This is a genomic window from Luteipulveratus mongoliensis (assembly GCF_001190945.1).
GTDB lineage: Bacteria > Actinomycetota > Actinomycetes > Actinomycetales > Dermatophilaceae > Luteipulveratus > Luteipulveratus mongoliensis.
The window spans coordinates 1318836-1340072 of sequence record NZ_CP011112.1 but is presented as its reverse complement, the minus strand read 5'-3'; the positions used below and the strand labels follow the sequence as shown (position 1 = coordinate 1340072).

Annotated in this window: 18 protein-coding genes; 11 read left to right on the top strand and 7 right to left on the bottom strand. The window is 68.1% G+C overall.

Annotated elements, in window-relative coordinates; genetic code table 11:
• Positions 1-66 precede the first annotated feature (66 nt).
• Positions 67-1395, top strand: a complete 1329-nt coding sequence (locus tag VV02_RS06280) for a 6-phospho-beta-glucosidase (RefSeq protein WP_052596609.1) — start codon at positions 67-69, stop codon at positions 1393-1395.
• Between the two features lie 47 nt (positions 1396-1442).
• Positions 1443-2882 (top strand): MFS transporter, encoded by a 1440-nt coding sequence (locus VV02_RS06275; RefSeq protein WP_169787649.1) that lies wholly within the window; start codon positions 1443-1445, stop codon positions 2880-2882.
• 147 nt (positions 2883-3029) lie between these two features.
• On the opposite strand, the gene purD is transcribed toward VV02_RS06275, so the two are convergent.
• On the bottom strand, positions 3030-4298 hold the full coding sequence (gene purD, locus VV02_RS06270) for a phosphoribosylamine--glycine ligase (protein ID WP_052590488.1): 1269 nt from the start codon (positions 4296-4298) through the stop codon (positions 3030-3032).
• Between the two features lie 395 nt (positions 4299-4693).
• Here purD and VV02_RS06265 point away from each other — a divergent pair, with 395 nt between their 5' ends.
• From VV02_RS06265 to VV02_RS06250, 4 genes are all read left to right on the top strand, one after another.
• On the top strand, positions 4694-5755 hold the full coding sequence (locus VV02_RS06265) for a response regulator transcription factor (RefSeq protein WP_052590487.1): 1062 nt from the start codon (positions 4694-4696) through the stop codon (positions 5753-5755).
• Positions 5756-5869: 114 nt separating this feature from the next.
• The gene (locus VV02_RS06260; protein WP_052590486.1) at positions 5870-8251 is read left to right on the top strand and encodes a glycosyl hydrolase family 95 catalytic domain-containing protein; all 2382 of its coding nucleotides are present in this window, start codon (positions 5870-5872) and stop codon (positions 8249-8251) included.
• A gap of 144 nt (positions 8252-8395) precedes the next feature.
• Positions 8396-10612: a HelD family protein gene (locus VV02_RS06255; protein WP_052590485.1), complete on the top strand. Its 2217-nt coding sequence runs from the start codon at positions 8396-8398 to the stop codon at positions 10610-10612.
• Complete coding sequence (locus VV02_RS06250) at positions 10609-10953, top strand: chorismate mutase (RefSeq protein WP_052590484.1); 345 nt, start codon at positions 10609-10611, stop codon at positions 10951-10953. The genes VV02_RS06255 and VV02_RS06250 overlap by 4 nt, the downstream gene beginning before the upstream one ends.
• Positions 10954-10958: 5 nt before the next feature.
• On the opposite strand, the gene VV02_RS06245 is transcribed toward VV02_RS06250, so the two are convergent.
• The 3 genes from VV02_RS06245 to VV02_RS06235 form a co-directional block, all read right to left on the bottom strand.
• Positions 10959-12653: a galactose oxidase early set domain-containing protein gene (locus VV02_RS06245; RefSeq protein WP_052590483.1), complete on the bottom strand. Its 1695-nt coding sequence runs from the start codon at positions 12651-12653 to the stop codon at positions 10959-10961.
• A gap of 92 nt (positions 12654-12745) precedes the next feature.
• Positions 12746-13912, bottom strand: coding sequence for a DUF4185 domain-containing protein (locus tag VV02_RS06240; RefSeq protein WP_052590482.1), 1167 nt, complete (start codon positions 13910-13912; stop codon positions 12746-12748).
• Positions 13913-14039: 127 nt separating this feature from the next.
• A complete protein-coding gene (locus tag VV02_RS06235; RefSeq protein WP_052590481.1) occupies positions 14040-15164 on the bottom strand; it encodes a DUF4185 domain-containing protein in 1125 nt (374 codons plus the stop codon).
• Positions 15165-15363: 199 nt separating this feature from the next.
• Between VV02_RS06235 and VV02_RS06230 the strand changes: the two genes are divergently transcribed.
• From VV02_RS06230 to VV02_RS06215, 4 genes are all read left to right on the top strand, one after another.
• Positions 15364-15759 (top strand): VOC family protein, encoded by a 396-nt coding sequence (locus VV02_RS06230; protein ID WP_052596606.1) that lies wholly within the window; start codon positions 15364-15366, stop codon positions 15757-15759.
• Between the two features lie 16 nt (positions 15760-15775).
• Entirely contained in the window at positions 15776-16561 is a 786-nt protein-coding gene (locus VV02_RS06225) for a helix-turn-helix domain-containing protein (protein WP_218917358.1), read from the top strand.
• Between the two features lie 65 nt (positions 16562-16626).
• Entirely contained in the window at positions 16627-16863 is a 237-nt protein-coding gene (locus VV02_RS06220) for a type II toxin-antitoxin system VapB family antitoxin (protein ID WP_052590479.1), read from the top strand.
• A 4-nt stretch (positions 16864-16867) separates the two neighbouring features.
• Complete coding sequence (locus tag VV02_RS06215; RefSeq protein WP_052590478.1) at positions 16868-17299, top strand: type II toxin-antitoxin system VapC family toxin; 432 nt, start codon at positions 16868-16870, stop codon at positions 17297-17299.
• A gap of 29 nt (positions 17300-17328) precedes the next feature.
• Here the strand turns inward: VV02_RS06215 and lysS are convergent, their stop codons facing one another.
• The 3 genes from lysS to VV02_RS06200 form a co-directional block, all read right to left on the bottom strand.
• The gene (gene lysS, locus VV02_RS06210; protein WP_425412256.1) at positions 17329-19176 is read right to left on the bottom strand and encodes a lysine--tRNA ligase; all 1848 of its coding nucleotides are present in this window, start codon (positions 19174-19176) and stop codon (positions 17329-17331) included.
• Positions 19177-19295: 119 nt separating this feature from the next.
• Positions 19296-19853: a dihydrofolate reductase family protein gene (locus VV02_RS06205; RefSeq protein WP_052590477.1), complete on the bottom strand. Its 558-nt coding sequence runs from the start codon at positions 19851-19853 to the stop codon at positions 19296-19298.
• 30 nt (positions 19854-19883) lie between these two features.
• On the bottom strand, positions 19884-20429 hold the full coding sequence (locus tag VV02_RS06200; RefSeq protein ID WP_052590476.1) for a dihydrofolate reductase family protein: 546 nt from the start codon (positions 20427-20429) through the stop codon (positions 19884-19886).
• An 85-nt stretch (positions 20430-20514) separates the two neighbouring features.
• On the opposite strand from VV02_RS06200, the gene VV02_RS06195 reads away from it, so the two are divergent.
• On the top strand, positions 20515-21213 hold the full coding sequence (locus tag VV02_RS06195; protein WP_052590475.1) for a TetR/AcrR family transcriptional regulator: 699 nt from the start codon (positions 20515-20517) through the stop codon (positions 21211-21213).
• Positions 21214-21237: the final 24 nt, after the last annotated feature.

Sequence of the window (21237 nt, the reverse complement as noted above, 5' to 3'; positions counted from 1 at the left end):
AGGGCGTTTTGTCCGGGTCCCCCACCCGGACCGCCTGAAGACCCGATCCGCAGGAGGTGGGTGACGGTGAAGCTGGCCATGCTCGGTGGTGGCGGCTTCCGCACCCCCTTGGTCTACGGCGCCCTCCAGCAGGACACCCATGAGGACCGCATCACCGAGGTCGTGCTGTACGACGTCGACGTGGTCCGCCTCCTCGTGATGGATCTCGTGCTGTCCCAGATGCGTACGAAGTCGGGCGGGCCGACCGTCCGCACCACCACCACGCTCTCCGATGCCGTCGAGGGTGCCGACTTCGTGTTCTCGGCGATCCGGGTCGGCGGTCTTGAGGGCCGCACCGCCGACGAACGCGTTGCTCTCGACCTCGGCCTGCTCGGCCAGGAGACCACCGGACCGGGCGGACTGGCGTACGGCCTGCGCACCGTCCCGGTCGCACTGGAGGTCGCGCAGTGCGTGGCGGAGAACGCGCCTGATGCATGGGTCATCAACTTCACCAACCCGGCCGGGATGATCACCGAGGCGATGCAGTCCGTCCTCGGCGACCGGGTCGTCGGCATCTGCGACTCGCCTATCGGCCTGGGCAAGCGGGCGGCGCGGGCGCTCAACATCAAGGCCGACGCGATCGATTACGTCGGACTCAACCACCTGGGCTGGCTACGCACCCTGCCTCTCGGGCGTACCGACGTGCTGCCCGCGCTGCTGGCCGACACCGCGCGACTCGGCTCGATCGAGGAAGGGCGGCTGTTCGGCGTCGAGTGGCTGCAGGACCTCGGCATGATCCCGAACGAGTACCTCTACTACTACTACTTCACGCGCGATGCGATCGCCTCGATCAAGGGCGGCCCCGAGACGCGCGGCGAGTACCTCCTTTACCAGCAGACGCGCTTCTACAACCGGGTCTACAACAACCCCAAGAACGCGCTGCGGCAGTGGCGGTTCGTCCGCAGCGAGCGCGATGCGTCGTACATGAAGGAGAGCCGCGAGGAGGGCGAGCAGCGCGACGACGCGGACCTGATGGAGGGTGGTTACGAGGGCGTCGCGCTGGCGATCATGTCGGCCATCGCTCGCGGCGAGGAGACTCGCCTGATCCTCAACGTTCGCAACGGTCACACGTTGCCCGACCTGCCACCGGACGCCGTGATCGAGGTCCCGTGCACGGTCGATGACAAGGGCCCGCGCCCGGTCGACATCCCGCCCCTGATCGGTCATCAGGCGGGGCTGGTGCAGCAGGTGAAAGCCGTGGAACAGCTCACGATTCGAGCCGCCCGCGAGGGCTCGGAGCGGCTGGCGCGCCAGGCGTTCGCGCTGCACCCGTTGGTCGACTCCGTCACCGTCGCGCGGCAGCTGCTGGACGGCTACCGCGACCGCATCCCCTCCCTGGACTCCGTCTTCACCTAACCCCACCTCTTGACCTCAAGTCGGGTTGAGGATCCAGAGTGGCGCAGGTGACCACGACCGAGACCTCTTCCGCCGGCCCTGACGTGCCCGGCTCACCCGGCTCGCCCGCCGCACCCGCCCGCCTGCTGTCCGCGGCGTACCTGCCGTTCGCAGTTGGCGCGGTCTCCCTCGTCACGCTCGGCGCCTTCGAGAACCGCGCCACGGGCACGGTGCTCCCCGTCGTCGCCCATGAGCTCGACGGGTTGGCGCTGTTCGGAGCCGCGAGCGCCGCGCCCATGATCACGTACGTCGTCGCCACCGCCATCGCGGGCGCGCTCAGTGACCGTGGCGGACCGACCAGAGTGCTGCGGATCGGTGCGGCAACGTTCGCGGTCGGCCAGCTGCTGGCAAGCCTCGCGCCGACGATGGTCGTGTTCGTCCTCGGCCGGCTGCTGTCCGGGTTCGCGGAGGCGTTCCTCGACATCGGACTCACGGTGCTGATTGCACGCGCCCTGCCGGAGTCGTTGCGCGCCAAGGTGTTTGCCACGTTCGCGGCGGCCTGGGTACTGCCGTCACTGCTCGGCCCGTCCATCGCCGGGCTGATCGCCGACCATGTCGGCTGGCGAGCCGTCTTCCTCCTGGCGGTGATCCTCCTCGTGCCCTCGTTCGCACTGCTGGTGCCGTCCATGCGTCGTACGCCGGTGGAGCCTCTCGGCACGTGGTCCGACCGTCAGCGCACGGTGGCCCGCAGCGCGGCAGGGGCGGCTGCGCTCCTTGCCGTCCTCACGGCGACCGGGTCGGCTGCGGGCACCACGTGGGCGGTCGTCGCCCTCGCGGCCATGCTCGCGGCGCTCACCAGTCTCGTGCTGCTCGTACGCCGGGTGCTCCCCTCAGGCACGCTGACCGGCTCCACCGGCATCCCAGCCGTCACCGCGTCGCGCGGGCTGGCGGCGGCCGCGTTCGGCACGGCCGGATCGTTCCTCCCGCTGATGCTGACGACCACGCGCGGGCTGAGCCCGGCCCTGGCCGGCATCACGCTGACGCTCACCGGCGTGTTCTGGGCGACCGGCTCGTTCGTGCACAGTCTCGATGTCGTGCAGGCCCGGTTGGCGCCGACGTTGCGGCTGCGCATCGGGTTCGGGGCGATCACCACAGGGCTCATCGGGCCGGCACTCATCGCGATCGATGTGCTGCCGCTGGTGCCCGGCCTGGCCCTGTGGGCACTGTCTGGCCTCGGCATGGGTGTCGTATCGCCGACACTCTCCACGCAGATGCTCGCGCTGTCGAAACACGGCGACGAGGGCGCCAACAGCGCGGCCTCGAACATGGCCGCCTCGCTCGCCGGCGCGGTCGGTGCAGCAGTCGGTGGCGCACTGATCGCCACCCAGGCCGACGACCTGGCCGGCTGGGTCTTCACCGCCATCATCGGCGTCGCCGTGCTGATGGGAGCCCTCGGCTTCCGCTTCGCCCCACAAGCCGGCGTACGCCCGCCCGCGCCAGTCGACTAGCCGAACATCCCGCCGGTCGATTAGCCGCCCACCGCGCCGGGCCGATAGTGCAAGCCGCGTCGCTTCCCGGAACTGGGTAGCGACACGGCTTGCATTGTCGGCCAAGAAGGGTGGGAGCGGGTCGACTGGCGAGCGAGCGTGGTGGGGTCAGACGGTGATCTCGCCGCGCTCGGCTTTGAGGGCGATGTCGGTGCGGTGGTGGGAGCCGGCGAGCTCGACCTGCTCGACCGCGGCGTACGCCCGCTGCCGCGCCTGCGCGAGGTCCTGCCCCACCGCGACGACGGACAACACTCGGCCGCCGGCCGACACCAGGGCGCCGTCCGCATCCTGCGCAGTGCCGGCGTGCAGGACATAGGCGTCGACGAGGTCGTCCAAGCCCGCGATCGCGTCGCCGGTGCGCGGTGCTGTCGGGTAGCCGTCGGATGCGACAACGACGGTGACGGCCGCATCACGGCTCCAGGTCAGCTCAGGGTGGTCGGCGAGCTGACCGCGTGCGGCCGCATCGAGCAGCGCGCCCAGCGGCGACTTCAAGCGAGCCAGCACGACCTGCGTCTCCGGGTCACCGAACCGCGCGTTGAACTCGACCACTCGCGGGCCACGCGGCGTCAGCGCGAGCCCGACGTAGAGCACACCTGCGAACGGTGTCCCACGCCGACGCATCTCATCGATGGTCGGCTGCGCAACCCGGCGTACGACGTCCTCGACCAAGCCATCGGGCGCCCAGTTGAGCGGCGAATACGCGCCCATACCACCGGTATTCGGCCCTTCGTCGTTGTCGCCGACCCGCTTGAAGTCCTGCGCGGGCTCGAGCGCCCGCACCGTCGTACCGTCCGAGATGCAGAAGAGCGAGACCTCGGGGCCATCGAGGTATTCCTCGATCACGAGGGACGAGCCGGCGTCCAGGATCGACTGCGCGTGAGCGACCGCGGCCTCGTGGTCGTCGGTCACCACGACGCCCTTGCCGGCAGCCAGTCCGTCGTCCTTCACGACGTACGGCGCACCGGTTGCGTCGAGCGCGTTGAGCACCTGGTCGGGGGTGTCGCAGACGTACGCGCGGGCGGTCGGCACATCGGCCGCGGCCATGACTTCCTTGGCGAACGCCTTCGAGCCCTCGAGCTGGGCCGCTTCTCCCGACGGACCGAAGCAGGCGATGCCACGCTCCCGGACGATGTCGGCGACACCGGCGACCAGCGGCGCCTCGGGGCCGACCACGACGAGGTCCGCGCCGAGCTCCTCGGCGAGGTCGGCGATGCCGGCCCCGTCGAGCACTCCCATCGGGAGAGGACGGCAGTCGGCGACCAGTGCCATGCCGGGGTTGCCCGGTGCGGCGATCACCACCTCGACGTCAGGGTCCTGGGCCAGGCCGCGGACGAGGGCGTGCTCACGAGCACCAGTGCCGATGACAAGGATCTTCACGCCCAAGAGCGTAGAGGGCACATGCGCGCCGTCGCACATGCTGCGCCGACGATGCCGGCTCGGCGGAGCCTGCGACGCCGAACGGAGGAGGAGTCGCAGCCAAAGGCTCAGGCCATGTCTTCGGGCAGAGCCTGCGAAGCCCGAAGAAAGAGGCGCTGCGACAAGAAGCAACATGAATGACACGGGCTCCCCCGGAAGTCAGGGGGGAGGTCTCCCGGGAGAGCCCGTGTTACGAGCAAAGGGGTCAGCCACGGGGGTCGGCGACACGTCCAGATTGCTCGCCCGGTCCGGAGACCGGCAAGATCAAATATTGCACGACTTGTCACCCATGGGCCATCTGAGGATGTCGGACTACAGTCAATGTCGGGAATCCGCCACCTCCGAGAGGCGACCACATGGCCGACGAGCCCCCGACCGGAAACGCGAGCGACACCGCAGAGCGCACCCCGCCAACGCGCCAGCAGCGGCGTGGCCTCGGTGACCTGCTGGGCAGCGACCTGACCGCCAACCTCTACCTCATGCTCCTGCAGAGCCCGACCATGACCGAGGTCGAGCTGATCTCGCAGGGCGAGGATCCCGAGGAGGTCTCTCTCGCGCTACGTGCGCTGGAGGCGGGGCGGCTGGTCCGGTACATCGAGCCCGGACGCTGGGCCGTGCTCCCGCCGGAGCGTGCTCTCGCGTCGTACGCCACCCGCCTCGAGGAGCGCGCGCGGACCGTGCGCTCTTCGATGACCGGCCTGACTCGCCTGCACGAGACCATCTCCGCTGCGCAAGCCGAGGACGAGATGCCGTTCGGGGTGCACCTGCTGCGCTCGATCGACGGGATCCAGAAGGCGACGAACGAGCTCCTGGCCGGCGCGCGCGAGAGCTTCGTGTCGATGCGTCGGGGTTCGCCGCGGGTCCTGCAGCTGCTGGATGACTCGTTGAACTCTCCCGAGGAGCCGACGTTGAACGCCGAGGGGCACCAGCTCCAGGTGCGGACGACCTTCGACTCGTCCCTGCTCGAGCACCCCAACTTGCACGCGGCCGTGGAGGCACGCAGCCGCGTCGGCGACCAGATCCGGTTCTACAGCCGGGTGCCGTTCACCGCGACCGTCTCCGACGAGGGCGTCACCGTGGTCGACATCGACAACCCCGACGGCAGCACCGCCGGCCTGCGCATCACCCACCCGGGCGTGAGCGCATCGATCAAGCGAGTGATCGACTCCACCTGGCAGATGGGTGTGCCGTGGCGTGGCAGCGCCGACCTCGCTCAGCAACCGACAGCCGCGCTGGACACCAAGGACCTCGACATCCTGACCCTGCTGACGAGCGGCGCCGCCGACGCCACGATCGCGCGCCAGCTGGGGATCTCGCAGCGCACCGTCGAGCGTCGGGTACGCCGGATGCTCGATCTCCTCAACGCAGAGACCCGCTTTCAGGCCGGCGTCCAGGCCTGCAAGCGCGGCTGGATCTGACCAGACATCGGATTAATTTGGCAAATTTTGAGTGTTATCGATCACACGCGAGGCGTCAATCGCTCTAACATCGGGTCACTGAACGGCAACGTCGCCTTTGACACAGGAGTCCCGATGACCCACGAGTCCAAGCTGCCCTCCCCCTCACGGCGAGACCTGCTCAAGCTCGGCGGCCTCGGCGCTGCCCTGTCCCTCGGCGGCCTGCCCGCCTTCGCGCCGCGGGCCGCCGCCGTCGTACGACCGGCCGAGGCCGGCCTCGTACCCGACAGCGCGGCGACCACGCTCTGGTACCGCGCACCCGGCTCCGTCCCGAAGATCCTCGAAGAGGGGCTGCCCGTGGGCAACGGCCGGCTCGGCGCGCTGGTCACCAGCGATCCGGCGGCCGACACGCTCTACGTCACGGACGCGACCCTCTGGACGGGGGGCCTGAACGACTCACTGCAGTCGGACGGCCAGTTCTCTTACGAGACAACGAATTTCGGCACCCTGTCCATGCTTGCGAAGGCAACGGTCGAGGTGCCTGGCCACACGAGCACCGCCATCGCCGACTACCAACGGCAGCTCGATCTCAGCAACGGTTTCGTCTCCGCCCGATACACGGCGAAGGGCGTGACCTACCGCCGCGACGTCTACGTCAGCCATCCGGACGACGTCCTCGTCATCCGGCTCACGCAGTCCGGCGGCGGCAGCTACACCGGCAGCGTCGCCTTGGCCGGCACGCACGGCGAGTCCACCACCGCGGCCGGCAAGGTTGCGACGTTCGGCGGCACGCTGGGCAACGGTTTGCGCTACGGCGCGGCCCTGACGGCAGTTAGCAAGACCGGCACCATTGCGACCGATGGCTCGCGGGTGACGTTCACCGGTTGCGAGGAAGTCCTGATCCTCATCGCGGGCGGCACCAACTACGTGCCGAACCCCAAGACCCAGTTCAAGAACCCCGGCCTCGATCCCGTGTCGGTCTCCCGCGGCAAGGTCGCTGACGCCGCCGCGGTGTCGGCATCCCACCTGCTCGCCACCCATGTGGCGGACTACCGGCGGCTGTACGACGCCTCGACCGTCAACCTCGGAGCCTCGACTCCGGCGCAGCGCGCCTTGGACACGCCCACACGACTCGCGACCCGAGCGGAGGCGGGGGCGACGCCGGACCCCGAGCTGGAGGCGTCGTACCTGCAGTTCGGGCGCTACCTGACGATCACGGGCTCACGGGACAGCGTGCCGACCAACCTGCAGGGACTGTGGCTGGACCGCAACGACCCCGACTGGATGGCCGACTACCACACCGACATCAACCTGCAGATGAACTACTGGCTGCCCGACCGGGCCGGCCTCGGCGGGTGCTTCGACGCGTTCGCCGACTACTGCGTCTCCCAGTTGCCCTGCTGGACGTCGAACACGCAGAAGCTCTTCAACGACAGCCGCAACAGGTTCCGCAACACCAGTGGCAAGGTCGCCGGCTGGACCACGGCGATCTCGACCAACATCTTCGGCGGCAACGGTTGGTGGTGGCACCCGGCCGGCAGCGCGTGGCTGTGCCACTCGTTGTTCGAGCACTACCAGTTCACCCAGGACAAGGCCTACCTCCGCAAGATCTACCCGCTGCTCAAAGGCGCCTGCGAGTTCTGGGAGAGCCGCCTCGTCACGACCACGGTCGACGGCAAGGAGGTGCTCGTCGACGACCACGACTGGTCACCGGAGCACGGGCCTGAGGACACCCGCGGCAACACCTACTCCCAAGAGCTGGTCTGGGAGCTGTTCCGCGAATTTGCAGAAGCAGCAAAGGTTCTCGGCCGCGACGCGAGCTACGCCCGGACGGTCGACGGACTCCGCGCCAAGCTCTATCTCCCGGCCGTCAGCCCGACGAGCGGCTGGTTCGAGGAGTGGATGTCGCCCGACAACCTCGGCGAGACGACCCATCGGCACCTGTCGCCACTCATCGGTCTGCACCCCGGCGACCGGATCACCGCCGACACCTCACCGCCCGAGCTGCTCACCGGCGTACGCAGCCTGCTGACCGCGCGCGGCATGAACAGCTTCGGGTGGGCGATGGCCTGGCGTGGCCTGTGCTGGGCGCGCCTGAAGGACGCCGACAAGGCCTACCAAGCGGTCCTCACCGTGATGAAGCCGTCGGTCGACTTCAGCAACGGCGCGGCCATCAACTTCTTCGACATGTACTCCTTCGGCGACCGATCGACGTTCCAGATCGATGCCAACTACGGCACGCCGACCGCGATGCTCGAGATGCTCGTCTACTCCCGGCCTGGAGTGATCGAGCTGCTGCCTGCCACGCCGGACGCGTGGCGGTCCGGCCACGCCAAGGGCCTCGGCGCCCGAGGTGGCTTCGTCGTCGACCTCGACTGGAGCGACGGGCAGGTCAGCCGCGTGACCATTCACAGCATCGGCGGCACCTCGACCGCCCTGCGAGTTGGCGCGTGGTCCAAGCAGATACGGCTGGCACGCGGACGTTCGGTGACCATCACGCCGCCGCGCCACGCCTGAGTTTGGCCGCAGGTCACGGAATCTCCACCGAGCCGTCGTCTATACACGATGAGACGGTGATCTTGCACGCCGCCGGGAACAGTAGACTTGCCCGTTCGCTCTTTCGAGCGTGTGGACATCACTCGACCATGGGGGCATGTGAGCGTGACTGCACAACAGACCGGCGCGCCGGGAATTCCACCGGAAGTAGCCGCCGAGATCGAGCTGGAGCAGGCCCACGTCGACCGGGTCTACTCCGAGCTCCGCAAAGCTGGTGACCGAGTCAGCCTGGTCGAGGCCGAGGGTCTGGCGCGAGGGCGTACAGATCGCACAGGAGTCGCGCGGGACGAGGAGATCACTGGTCTCTTCGAGCGCGATGCGTTGATGTTCAGCGCCGGCAAGCGCCGCGCGTCGTTGGAGCAGCAGTACGAGGGTCTCGTCTTCGGGCGGCTGGACCTAGAACACCAGGACGGTCGCGAGCTGCGCTATATCGGCCGCATCGGGGTTCGTGACGACGACTACGAGCCGCTGGTCATCGACTGGCGAGCACCGGCCGCGTCGGCGTTCTACCGGGCCACGCCCGTCGAGCCCATGGACGTGCTGCGCCGGCGCGTCCTGCGCTGCCGGGACGCCGTCGTCATCGGTGTCGAGGACGACCTCATGGTCGCCGAGGCTCCCGACGACCTGGTCATCGTCGGCGACGGCGCGCTGATGGCCGCGCTCATTCGTACGCGTGGGGCACAGATGCGCGACATCGTCGCCACCATCCAGCGCCACCAGGACGAAGCGATCCGGGCCAGCGCGCGCGGTATCACCGAGATCACCGGCGGACCCGGCACCGGCAAGACGGTCGTCGCGCTGCACCGTGCGGCCTACCTCCTCTACTCCGACCGCCGCCGCTACGAGAGCGGCGGGATCCTCGTGGTCGGACCGTCGTCGGCCTACACCGCCTACATCGAGCGTGTGCTGCCCTCACTCGGTGAGGACACCGTCACCCTCCGCTCGCTCGGCGATGTCGTGGACGGTACGACGGCCGCTCGCCTGGACGAGCCGGAGGCGGCTCGCGTCAAGGGCTCCCTGACCATCCGCCAGGTGCTCTCGCGCGCAGCGCGTGACCTGCCTCCCGAGGCCCCGGACCAGCTGCGCACGATGGTTGCCGGACAGCCCGTACGGCTGGATCGTCAACAGCTGCAACAGATTCGGCGTCGAGTGCTGCGCAACCACCAGCACAACCTCGCCCACGACGCGGTCGTCGAGGCGCTGGGTGACGCGGCCTGGCTGCAGGTCCGCCCGCACGTCGCCAGCCTCGAGAAGGCTGAGTTCATCGACCGGTTCGAGGACCACCTCGAGGTCGAGGCGTTCGTCCGCGAGTGGTGGCGACCGATCGATCCGCGCGAGGTGCTGCTCTGGCTCGCGGACGACCGACGCATCGCGCGCTACACCCAGGGCATCCTCTCCGAGGCGGACGCGCGGGTGCTGCGGCAGTCAATGGTCGAGGCACTGGAGTCGAGCACGTGGAGTGTCGCGGACGCCGCGCTTATCGACGACGTCTCGCTCCGCCTCGGCATCGTGCAGGAGCGTCCGCGCGAGGAGGCCGGTTTCTATCAGATCGAGGAGATGGGCAACCTCTCCGAGTACGGCGTCACGGAGGTCGAGGTGGCGGGCTCACGAGCCCAGACCGCTGACGTGACCTTCGAGCGCAACCCGACCGACGCGCGAGAACGCTTGCTGGCCGGGCGGATTGCCAAGTCCGAGGACTACGCGCACGTGCTGGTCGACGAGGCGCAGGACCTCTCGCCGATGCAGTGGCGCATGGTGGGACGACGCGGCCGCTACGCCTCATGGACGGTGGTCGGCGACGCAGCCCAGTCGTCCTGGCCGGACGAGGCCGAGTCGACCGCGGCTCGCGAGGACGCGTTCGGCACCAAGCCGCGACAGCGTTTTCAGATGACGACCAACTACCGCAACGCCCGCGAGATCTTCGACTACGCCGCCGAGGTCATCCGTCGTGAGGTGCCGGGTGCGGACATCCCGGATGCCGTGCGCGAGACCGGTGTGGATCCGGTCGTGACGCGGGTGGCCGGATCGGCGGTCGCGGACGCGGCACTCGATGCGACCAAGCTCTTGCTGGACGAGGTCGAAGGAGCCATCGCGGTGATTGCACCGGCCCGCTGGCGCCCGCACCTGCAGCACGTGGCCGACCTTGCTCCTGAGCGGGCCATGCTCATCGACCCGATGTCGACCAAGGGTCTGGAGTACGACGCCACCGTCGTCGTCGATCCGCCCGAGATCACCCGGGAGTCGCCCGGTGGCATCCGGGTTCTCTACGTCGCGCTGACGCGCGCGGCCCACCGGATGACGGTGCTGGAGGTGCAGCCATGAGCGAGGTCTCCGGCAATGCGCACGAGCACCTGGCCCAGGCGGCAGGCGACGCCGACCCGCACGAGGTGCTGACGGCGTACAGGCAGTCGATCGACAACATCGACGCCGCACTCATCCACATGCTCGCGGAGCGCTTCAAGATCACCCAGGCCGTCGGCCACTACAAGGCCGGTCACAACCTGCCGCCGGCCGACCCCGCGCGCGAGGAGAAGCAGATCGCCCGGCTGCGGTCACTGGCCAGCGCGGCGCAGCTCGATCCGGAGTTCAGCGAGAAGTTCCTGCGCTTCGTGATCGATGAGGTCATCCACCACCACGAGAGCATCCAGGCTGCGCAGGAGTAGCCAGGTCAGTGTGCGGCGATGTTGACGATGCCCGCCTCTGACGGGACTCCCTTGTCGTCGATGAGGAACACCATGTAGTAGCCGGGCGGCGTGTAGCCGGCGCTCGGCAGCTGCGCCTGCATCATCCGACGCTCGCCGGGCCGCATGGAGAACGACAGCTCAAGTCGGCGCTGGTCCAGGTTGAACGAGTGCGTGGTCGAGCCGGTCTTCACCAGAGCGATCTTGCGGATCGAGCGCGCCTGGTCGCTGGCCACGGAGAACGCCGACGCAGGCGCGAGCCTGGGTTTCAGATAGGTGATCTTGGGACGTGCGGCACGCTGTCCGGTTGCGGTGAAAAGGTATGGCGGATAATAGATTTCGGCGTTGAGGTTGCGCTGCGGGCCTGGCGCTCCACCTCCCATGGTCAGCACCGAGCCGTCGCGCAGCAGGGTGGACGTGCCGTGATAGAGCCGCATCCGCTTGGCCGTCGGACCGCTCGCCCACGTCTTTGCCTTCGGGTTGAACAGCTCGCTGGTGTAAGCCACCCCGCCATTGGGCAACGCCGGGTCGACGGCATTGGCCTTGCTGCTACCGCCGTCCACGAAGACGCGTCCGTCCGCCAGGACGGTGGCGTTGCTCCAGTGCCGACCGCTGGCCATCGACGGGACGCTGCTGATGACCGGGGCCGCGGCACTGATGTCCACGACGCGCGCCTCCTTGCTGCCCGCCTGCCCCGAGACGACCCCACCGCCGACCTGCAGGATCTTGTTGGGCTCGTACATCACCGCGCTGGAGGTGCCGCCGGTGTTGGTCGCCGGGAACGTCCCCTTGGTGGTCAAAGACCCGACGCCCGCCGTGTTGACCGAGTACATCGCTTTGGCACTGATGCCGAAGATCGTGCCGTCGGTCCGCACGAAGTTGCGCGGGTAGCCGCTGGCGAGCTGGGAGGTGTCGACGCCCGTGAGCAGCCGAGTGCCTCCGCTGGCCTCACGCACCTCGGGGTGGTCAGCGCCACCTGAGCCTCCCTGCACATAGGCCTGTCCGTTGTGCAGCGTCGTGGCACTGGCGTACCAACGTTTGCGCTGCATCTCACCGGTGCGGGTCAGCGTGTTGGTGGAGGGTTGGAAGGTCGTGATGTCCGCGTTCGGCTTATTGGTCGTGACCCCGTCGACATCCACGTCGCCGCCGTAGATCTCGACCTTGCCATCCGGCCGAAGCAGCTGCGCACTGCAGAAGATGTCGACACTGGTGCGGTTCGGCAGCACCTGGTGCGCATCGGCCCCGGTGCCCTTCTTCGGGTCCCAGACGTCGTAGATGTATTGGCCGGTCTGCGCCCCTTGAGCGTTCGAGCCATAGCTGAACACTCGCCCATCCGGCAGCACCACCGCGTGAATGCCGATGATCGGCCAGTCCACCACGGGAGAGAAGCTGCCCTTGACCGGGTCACCCGACGCGGGCACGCCCACGAATGGGCGTACGCCTTCCCCGCGCATCACCGGACCGTCCGGCACCCGCTGGGCTTCTTCGTACGACGGGTCCAGGCCGTTGGCGGTGAACGCCGCCATCACATGCTGCTGATGGGCCGGCCCCGACGTCTGGCCGTGGTGATGGCCACTCGATGTGACGGCAGATGTTGGCTGAGCCATCGCGTAGCCGATCACTCCGGCCACCGTGACCGCCGCTCCTCCGAGAACGATGCGTCGACGCGTCTGTGTGTTCAATTCCGACTCCCCCGTGGCACTCCGCCTCCATGGCGGAGGGCCACGGTAACCACTCGCAGAGGGGCGTCACCCAGGATTCGCAGGACCCGCGGCTACGGGTGAGAATTCGAAATACCGTCGATGCGGTAGTGCATGAAGTGGTACTCGTCGGGCGTGTTCGCCTCGGGGTGTCCGACCCACTGGCTCGCGATGATGTGGAAGTCGTCGAAGGTCGACCCGGGCACGATGAAGCCGCCGTACAGGTTGCGCAGGAAGCTGCCGTGGTCGAAGGGGGCGCCGAACAGCAACGGCTGCTCCGGCGTCGCGTACAGGTCGCCTTCCGGGACCGGGATGATCTGCAGCGCGATGCGTGCCGCCGAGTCGTCGAAGAAGGTGAAGGCGTACTTCCCGTCCATCGCACGGAAGCAGATCTCACCCCAGTGCCGCGGCTTGGCGACGCTGGTCGGCTCATGGCCCCAGGCCCAGCCGCTGTCGTTCTCGTCGAAGCCCCACGGCTCGTACGCCGACGGGTCACCCAGGCGGTCGAGCGCGACGCGGTGCAGGAGCAGATCGCTGTCCTGCCCTCGATCGAACCGGGTCGAGAGGACGTAGGCAGTCCCGTTGTCCGCGACGGCGTACGTCTTCTGCTGGAACGCGCCCTTGTACTGCCCAACGTCGTCCCACTTGCACAGGAACTGCCAGGTCTCGCCGTTGTCGTCGGACTTCCAGAAGTCGGTGTGGTGGGCCTGATAGATCGGGCCCCGCATCAGGTGCATGTAGAGGGTGTCTCCGACGCGGAAGACATCGGTCGGGATCGCGGTGGTCGGATTGGTCCCCGGGACCGGAGTGTGCGGTTCGTCGACGAGCTGTCGGACCCGGTCTCCGCCGACGCAGCTGTCGATCGCCAGCTCGTCGATGACTCGGCTGCTCGAGCGCAGCCCGACCGGGCAGCTCCAGCGGCCCTGCAGAACATCGGTTCCGGCGTAGGTGTCGCCACCGATGAACAGCATGGAGCCGTCCGCGCAACGAACCGGGATACCGAGGTCGGTGAACGGCGCGTCGAACCGGCTGGTCAGATCAGGGCCAGTGAGGTCCTGCAGCAAGGTCGCGCTCGTGCCGCCGATCGGCATCTGCGTCCGCGACGAACCGCGTTCCGCTGCGGACGCACCCTTGATCGTCGCTCCCCCGAGGGCGGCGGCTGCTGCGGCACCGACGGTGCCCCTCAGTACTGCGCGGCGGCTGGGGACACCGAGCTGAGTCAGCGTCTTCTTCTCCAACATGGGTGCTCCTGAGTATTCGATTTCTCGAGGTCATGTGAGCGCCCGGCGCAGCTCTCGCTCCCCCGCAAGGGACGCGCCGAAGCGGCATACCCGTCTGGGACGTCGTATGCCGCCTCGGCGGTTGCATTCAGCTGGCGATGCCGTCGAACTTGTAGTGGATGACCCGGTAGTCCGGTGTCGGATAGATCCACTGGCTGATCACCGCGTGGAAGTTGTCGAACGTCGACCCGGGCACGATCCAGCCGCCGTAGGGGGCGCGCAGATCGTTGCCGGCGTCGTGGTCGCTGCCCTGGATCAGCACCTGTTCCGGCGTGGTGAACAGATCCGACTCCGGGATCGGGAAGACCTGCAGCTTGATCTGTGCAGCGCTCTCGTCGAAGAAGCTGAAGGCGAACTTGCCGCCCATCGCACGGAAGCAGATCTCACCCCACTTGCGCGGCGTGGCGACCGTCGTCGGGGGAATGCCCCAGCCCCACTTCGACCCGTCCCAGCCCCACGGCTCGTAGCCCGCCGGGTCGCCGAGACGGTCGAGCGCAACGCGGTGCAGCAACAGCTCGCTGACGGGACCGCGGTTGAAGAGTCCCGAGAAGACGTACGCCGTGCCGTTGTCCCCGATCGCGTACGTCTTCTGCTGGAAGTTGCCGCGATGCAGGCCCGGGTCGTCCCAGGAGCACGCGAGGGTCCACGTGTCACCGTTGTCCTTCGAGCTCCAGAGCTCGGTGTGGTGGGTGTCGTAGATGACGCCACGCATGAGGTGCATGTACATCGTGTCGCCGACCGTGAAGGCGTCAGAGGGAATGGCGGTCGTCGCCTTGTCCGGCGGGACCGGAGTGTGCGGCTCGGGCACCATCGACTGCACATGCGCGCCACCGACCGCGCCATCGATCGTCAGGTTGCCCAGGTCGGCGCTGCTCGAGCGCAGGCCCGCGGGCGCCGTCCACTGGCCGTCGCCGACGTTCGGCCCCTCGAACGTGTCGCCGCAGACGAACAGCATCGTGCCGTTCGGGCAGAGCGCGGGGATGCCGAGGTCGGTCAGGGCTGCACCCCACTGGCCGGTCTCGTTCGGGCCGGTGAGGTTCTTGATGCGGGTGGCCGTCGGTCCGAGCGGCAGAGGCGCGGCTGGCGTACGACTGGGGTTGGCTCGTGCGACGCCCGCGGGGAGCGCGACGGCAGCAGCTGCGGCCAGCCCGCCCTTGAGGACAGTGCGTCTGCTGCTGAGCCCCAACTCTCGGAGGGTCTTTGACTCCGACATGCGAAACTCCTTGAAGGATTCGATTTCTCGTAGTCGTGCACCATGAGGGGTTGGCCTCGCCATGGTGCACACCTCACGGCGACGGGCACAAGGTCGCGACGGCAAAGTTCCGGTCAGGTTCCGCCCATCGGGACACTCCGACACCAGTGGTGCCGATTCGTTCAAGCCCGCGCCGGCTGGGCGGAGGAGTGTGGTGCTCATGACAGAGCGCAAGGACAGCAACATCTGGCCCGGACTGAGCTATGACGACGCGATCGCTGCGCGGGCGTGGCTCAAGGCGCTGGGCTTCGAGGACGGCACCCTCGTGCAGGGCGACGACGGCACGGCCGTGCACCACAGCGAGATGCTCTGGCCGGAGGGCGGTCGGGTCATGGTGAGCACTCGCGGCACCGAGACCGGGTCCGACTTCGACACGACGCCCGGGTCCGGGCAGATCTATGTCGTCACCGCGGATCCGGATGCGGTGTGGCAGCGAGCGCGGGAACTCGGCGCCCAGGTCGTCCGCGACCTGGCGGACTCCGACTACGGCTCGCGCGGGTTCAGCATCAAGGACACGGAGGGCAACCGCTGGAGCTTCGGCACCTACGCCGGCTGAGTCGTACCGTGGGGGCGTGGAGGACTACGTCGAACATCCTCTGCCTGTTGTGCTGCGGCCGTACGTCCAACGCATCTCGGGCTATCGCATGGACGGCTTCCGTCCGGGCACCCACATCGGCCTGCCGTCCGCGAGCCTGACCTGTGTGTTCGACCTGAGTGACGGCATCGTCCTCAGCGGCCAGGGTTTGCAACGACAGCAACGCTTTTCGTCCGTCTTCTCCGGGCTGTCCACGATCCCCGCACGGATCCACCACGACGGTTCGCAGCACGGCATCATGCTCTATCTCACGCCGCTCGGACTCCGCGATCTGTTCGCGATGCCTGCCGCGGAGCTGGTCGACGGCGCCGTGCACCTGTCGGACGTCATCGGCCCCGAAGCCGCTGCCCTCGAGGACCGACTCCGCTCCGCGCCCGGATGGTCGTGCCTCGACATCCTCGGCGACGCCCTGCTGGCCCGACTCCCCGACCGCCCGGACGACGGCCTCGCCGCTCAGGTGTGGCGCCGACTGGAGGCCACGCAGGGAGCGGCGACGGTCGCCGATCTTGCACGGGAGTCCGGGTGGTCGGTCCGGCACCTGAGCGGCCAGTTCACCCAGGAGATGGGCGTCGGCCCGAAGACGGCAACACGGCTGTTCCGGTTCGGGCGCTCGATCAGCCAGGTCCGCGAGGGCGGTCGTCTCGCCGATGTGGCCGCGCGGTGCGGGTACGCCGACCAGGCGCACCTCGCCCGCGAGTGGCGCGAGATGGCGGGCCTCTCCCCCAGCAGCTGGCGCGCGCTCGAGGAGTTCACCCCCGCCTGATCCGCTCACTGCTGGCATGATTCCACCCAGTACGGGAGTACGGGTCACTTGATACGGTTATCCGTATGAAGACGACCATCGAGATCCCTGACGCCTTGGCCACGGAGGCGAAGCGGATCGCTCTGTCCCAGGGAACGACGTTGCGCGAGCTGGTCGTCGTCGGCCTGCGCGCCGAGGTTGCACGCAGAGACGAGCATCCGGCGGAGCGCACATTTCGCTTCCGCACCGTAGGCGGGCGAGGGATGAGAGCTGAGGCGGTCGGGCGCCCTGTGAGCTCCTTGGCGTACGACCTGCCTGAGTGACTCGATGATCGCCGTCGACACCAACGTCCTCGTGTACGCCCACCGCGAGGACAGTCCACACCACGTTGCCGCGATGACCGCGCTGGCCGGGCTCGCCGAAGGCCCACGGGCGATCGCGGTGCCATGGCCATGTGCTCACGAGTTTCTCGCCATAGCAACACATCCCCGCGTCTACGACCCACCGTCCGCTCCCGACGCGGCCCTCGAATCCATCAACGACCTCATGGCATTTCCGGGCGTGGCGATGCTGTCGGAGTCTGCCGACCACGGGCGCATCCTGGCCACCCTGCTCAGCAGGTCAGGTGTCGTCGGACCCAAGATCCACGACGCCCGCATCGCCGCCATCTGCCTGGGTCACGGTGTGACCGAGCTGTGGAGCGCGGATCGCGACTTCAGTGCCTTCCCGCAGCTACGGACGCGCAACCCACTGCACTGACCCTGCCGGACGTTGACACCGAAAAACAGCTATGGGGTCAAGAGACCACGGATGCGCTCGGGGCCGACGGCGAGGAGCAGGGTGGGCAGGCGGGGGCCGGTGTCCTTGCCGATCAGCAGGTTGTAGAGCAGCTTGAAGAACTCACGCTGCGCTGCGCCCAGCGCGGCCGCCTTCTCGGGCTCGGCCTTGCGGTCCGGCTTGAAGTCGGCGGACTCACCCGACTGCACCTTGGGCACGCCGTAGACGTGGTGGGTGAGCCCGTCGATCGTCCAGTCGTCCTCGAGGCGGTCGAGGTCAGATCCGTTGCCGTCCAACAGGATTCGCAGGCTCTCGCGCTGCTCGTCGGTCAGCGCACCAAGCGCCTCGCTGTCGGATTCGGCGCGCACGACCGTACGGTCCTCGGGCGCGACCTGCTGCTCCACCCAACGCGTCGCGCAACCGAGGCGCGGCTGCAGCTCGTCCAGCGAACCGATGGGGTCGCTCGGGTCGAGCGCCGACAGGATGCGCAGCGTCTGCTCTTCATCACCCGTCGTGATGTCGACGACCGACGCGATCGCGCGGTAAGGCAGCACGTGCTTCGTCAGCGGTAGCTCGCCCTCCGCAGTGGACGATGCACGGGTGTACGCCGCGATATCGCCGGCCTGAGCGTCGCCCGAGGTGACCTTGCGGACCAGGCTGTCCCACTCGTCGTACATCCGCTGGATCTCGGCGTCGAGCGCGACGTCGAACGCCTGGTTGGGGCGCTTGCGGGCGTAGAGCCAGCGCAGCAGCGGCGGCTCCATGAACTGCAGCGCCTCGACCGCCGTCGGCACGCCACCCTTGGACGACGACATCTTGGCCATGCCGCGGATGCCGACGAAGGCGTACATCGGGCCGAGCGGGCGCTCCCAGCCGAAGATCGGCGCGATCTCCTTGCCGACGACGTACGACGAGCCCGGGCTCTGGTGGTCGACGCCGGACGGCTCGAAGACGACCTTCTCGTACGCCCAGCGCATCGGCCAGTCGACCTTCCACACGAGCTTGCCGTTGCGGTGCTCGCGCAGCAGCACGGTCTCGGTGTGGCCGCACTGGCAGGTGTAGGTCAGCTCGGTGGACGCGTCGTCGTACGACGTCACGGTGGTGAGGTCCGTGCCGCAGACCGAGCAGTACGGCTTGTAGGGGTAGTAGCCGCCGCCACTCGAGCCGTCGTCCTCGGCCGCGGCACCCGAGCCCTCAGCGGCCTCGGCTGCGGCGAGAGCCTCGTCCTCGGAGAGCTTCTTCTGGCCGCCCTTCTGCGGGGCGCCGGTCTGCTTGGGCAGCGTGCGGTACTGGTCGAGGACCTTGTCGATCTGGGTGCGGTGCGACATCGCGAACAGCACCTGCTCGACGTACGCGCCCGAGGTGTACTGCTCGGTCTGGCTGATACCGCGGTAGACGATGCCGAGCTGCTTGAGGCCGTCTTCACACTGCGCGCGGAAGTGGGCGGCCCAGGAGTCGTACGACGAGCCCTGGGGTGGGGGGACGGCCGTCAGCGGCTTGCCGATGTGCTCGGCGTACGACTCGTCGACCCCGGGCACGTTGGGCACCTTGCGGAAGCGGTCGAAGTCGTCCCAGCTGATGATGTGCTCGACCTCGATGCCGCGGCGACGGACCTCATCCGCGACCAGGTGCGGCATCATCACCTCGCGCAGATTGCCGAGGTGAACGGGGCCGGACGGGCTGATGCCCGAGGCGCAGACGACCTTGGTCCCGCGCTTCTCCGCCTCGGCGATGGCCTCGTCGGCAAGTCGGGAAACCCAGTCGTCTCCTGCGCTGTCCCGACGAGGCTCCTCCTCCGGCCGAGCTCGCAGGCTCGCTCGGTCCGGCATCGTCGTCTCGTCCTTCTGCACCTCAGCCACGACGGTGAAGTTTATGCCGTACGCCGTCGGGCGCCGAATCCCAGCCCTTCCGGGCCGACAGTGCAAGCCGCGTCGCTACCCAGCTCCGGGTAGCGACGCGGCTTGCACTGTCGGCCAAGTCAGGTGGTGGCCGGTTTGTAGGTGAGGTTGAGGACGCCGCTCGGCAGCGCGCTGCTGTCGACGAGCTCCAGCTTGTGGGTCGGCGTCTCCTCGAACAGCCGCTGACCCTGACCGACCGCGATCGGGTGCATCAGCAGCCGCAGCTCATCGAGCAGGTCGTTGGCGAGCAGCCAGCGGACCGTCGTGGCCGAGCCCGACATCATCAGGTCGCCGTCCACCTGGTCTTTGACCTCACGGACCTTCGCCGCAACCGCCTCATCGTCCGCACCGGTGAGCACGGTCGTGTTGTTCCAGTCCGCGTCGCCGTCGCGATGGGACACGACGTACTTGGGGATGTCGTTGAAGTAGGTCGCCAGGTCCGGGTCGTCGGTGAACGTCGGCCAGTACTGCGACCACTCGCCGTACAACCGGCGGCCCATGAGCAGGCCCTTGGACCCTCCCATACCGCTGGAGACGACCTCACCCATCGCGTCGTCGAAGTACGGGAAGTGCCAGTTCTCAGGGGACTCGACGACGCCGTCGAGCGAGATGAAGAAGTTGGAAACGATTCTGCCCATTGCTCTGCTCCGCTCTGATTCGTACGCCGGTCAGGCCGGCCCGTAGTTGAGGTGGACCACGCCGTTCTCGTAGGTGTCTTGGCCGTTCAGCTTCAGCTTGGTCGCATCCACGCCGTCGCCGAAGAGGCGGTCGCCCTCGCCGAGAGCGATCGGGTAGACGAAGAGGTGCAGCTCATCGACGAGGCCCTCCTTGAGCAGCCCACGGACGAGCTGCCCGCTGCCGCTGATGTAGAGCGTGCCGTCGGTCTCGTCCTTGAGCTTGCGGATCGCGTCCGGGTCGTACGCGCCGAGTCGCTCCGACGGACCCCACTCCTCGCTCGGCTCCTGGGAGCCGACGACGTACTTCGTGCTCTCGTTGAAGAACGGTGCGCCCGGGTCGTCCTCGGCCGTACGGTCCCGCCAGGCTGGCGCGAACATCTCGAACGTCTTGCGCCCCAGCAGGAGTGCCTTCGCATCGCCCATGATGGCGCCGAGCGTCTCGCCCATCTTGGGGTCGAAGCCGTACTCGAAGGTCCAGGTCGGGTCCTGGAACACTCCATCGAGAGCGATGAACTCGTGAACTGCGATGGTGCCCATTTTGCTACCCCTCGTGGTGGTCGGTGAACCGTGTCTGTGGGATACAGTATCCAGAGGACACATAATTGCCAAGAGGAAGTTGCACATGGATTCCGACACCACACTCGAGCTGCTCTGGGGACTTCGCACACCGGCGAAGCGCGGGCCGAAGGCAGCCTTTGAGGTGTCCGACATCGCCGCAGCCGCGGTCGCTATCGCCGACGCGGATGGAGTCGACGCGGTCTCGATGGAGCAGGTCGCGGCGCGACTCGGCTACACCAAGATGTCGCTCTACCGCTACGTCAAGAGCAAGTCCGAGCTGCTTGCAGTGATGATCGAGCTCGCCATCGACGAACCGCCGGATCTGACTGGGGTCAAAGGCGGTTGGCGTGCGCAGGCGCGCCGCTGGGCCACGCTGATGTGGGAGACGTGGGACCGTCACCCGTGGGTACCTGTCGTGACGGTCGGCGAGCGCGCGGTCGGGCCGAACGAGGTCGGCTGGTCCGTCGCCGGGCTCTCGATCTTCACCGGCACGGCGCTGACGCGTGCTGAGGCCGTCGACGCAGTCGCCCTGCTCAGTGCTCACCTGCACAACTCACATGCGCCGAGCACCGCCGGGTCGCAGCCGTGGACTCCTGAGCTGCGGGCCGACCCGGTGCTGGCCGACGTGATGTCCCGCGCGGGCGCTGACTACCCCGCCCTGGATCACATCCTCAAGGGCCGGGCGGTCTCAGCCGATCGGCGCACCTTCGGGCTCGAACGGATCCTCGACGGCATCGACCAGCACCTCCAGAAGAAGGCCTAGCCGCGGTCGCTTCGGTCATGCAGA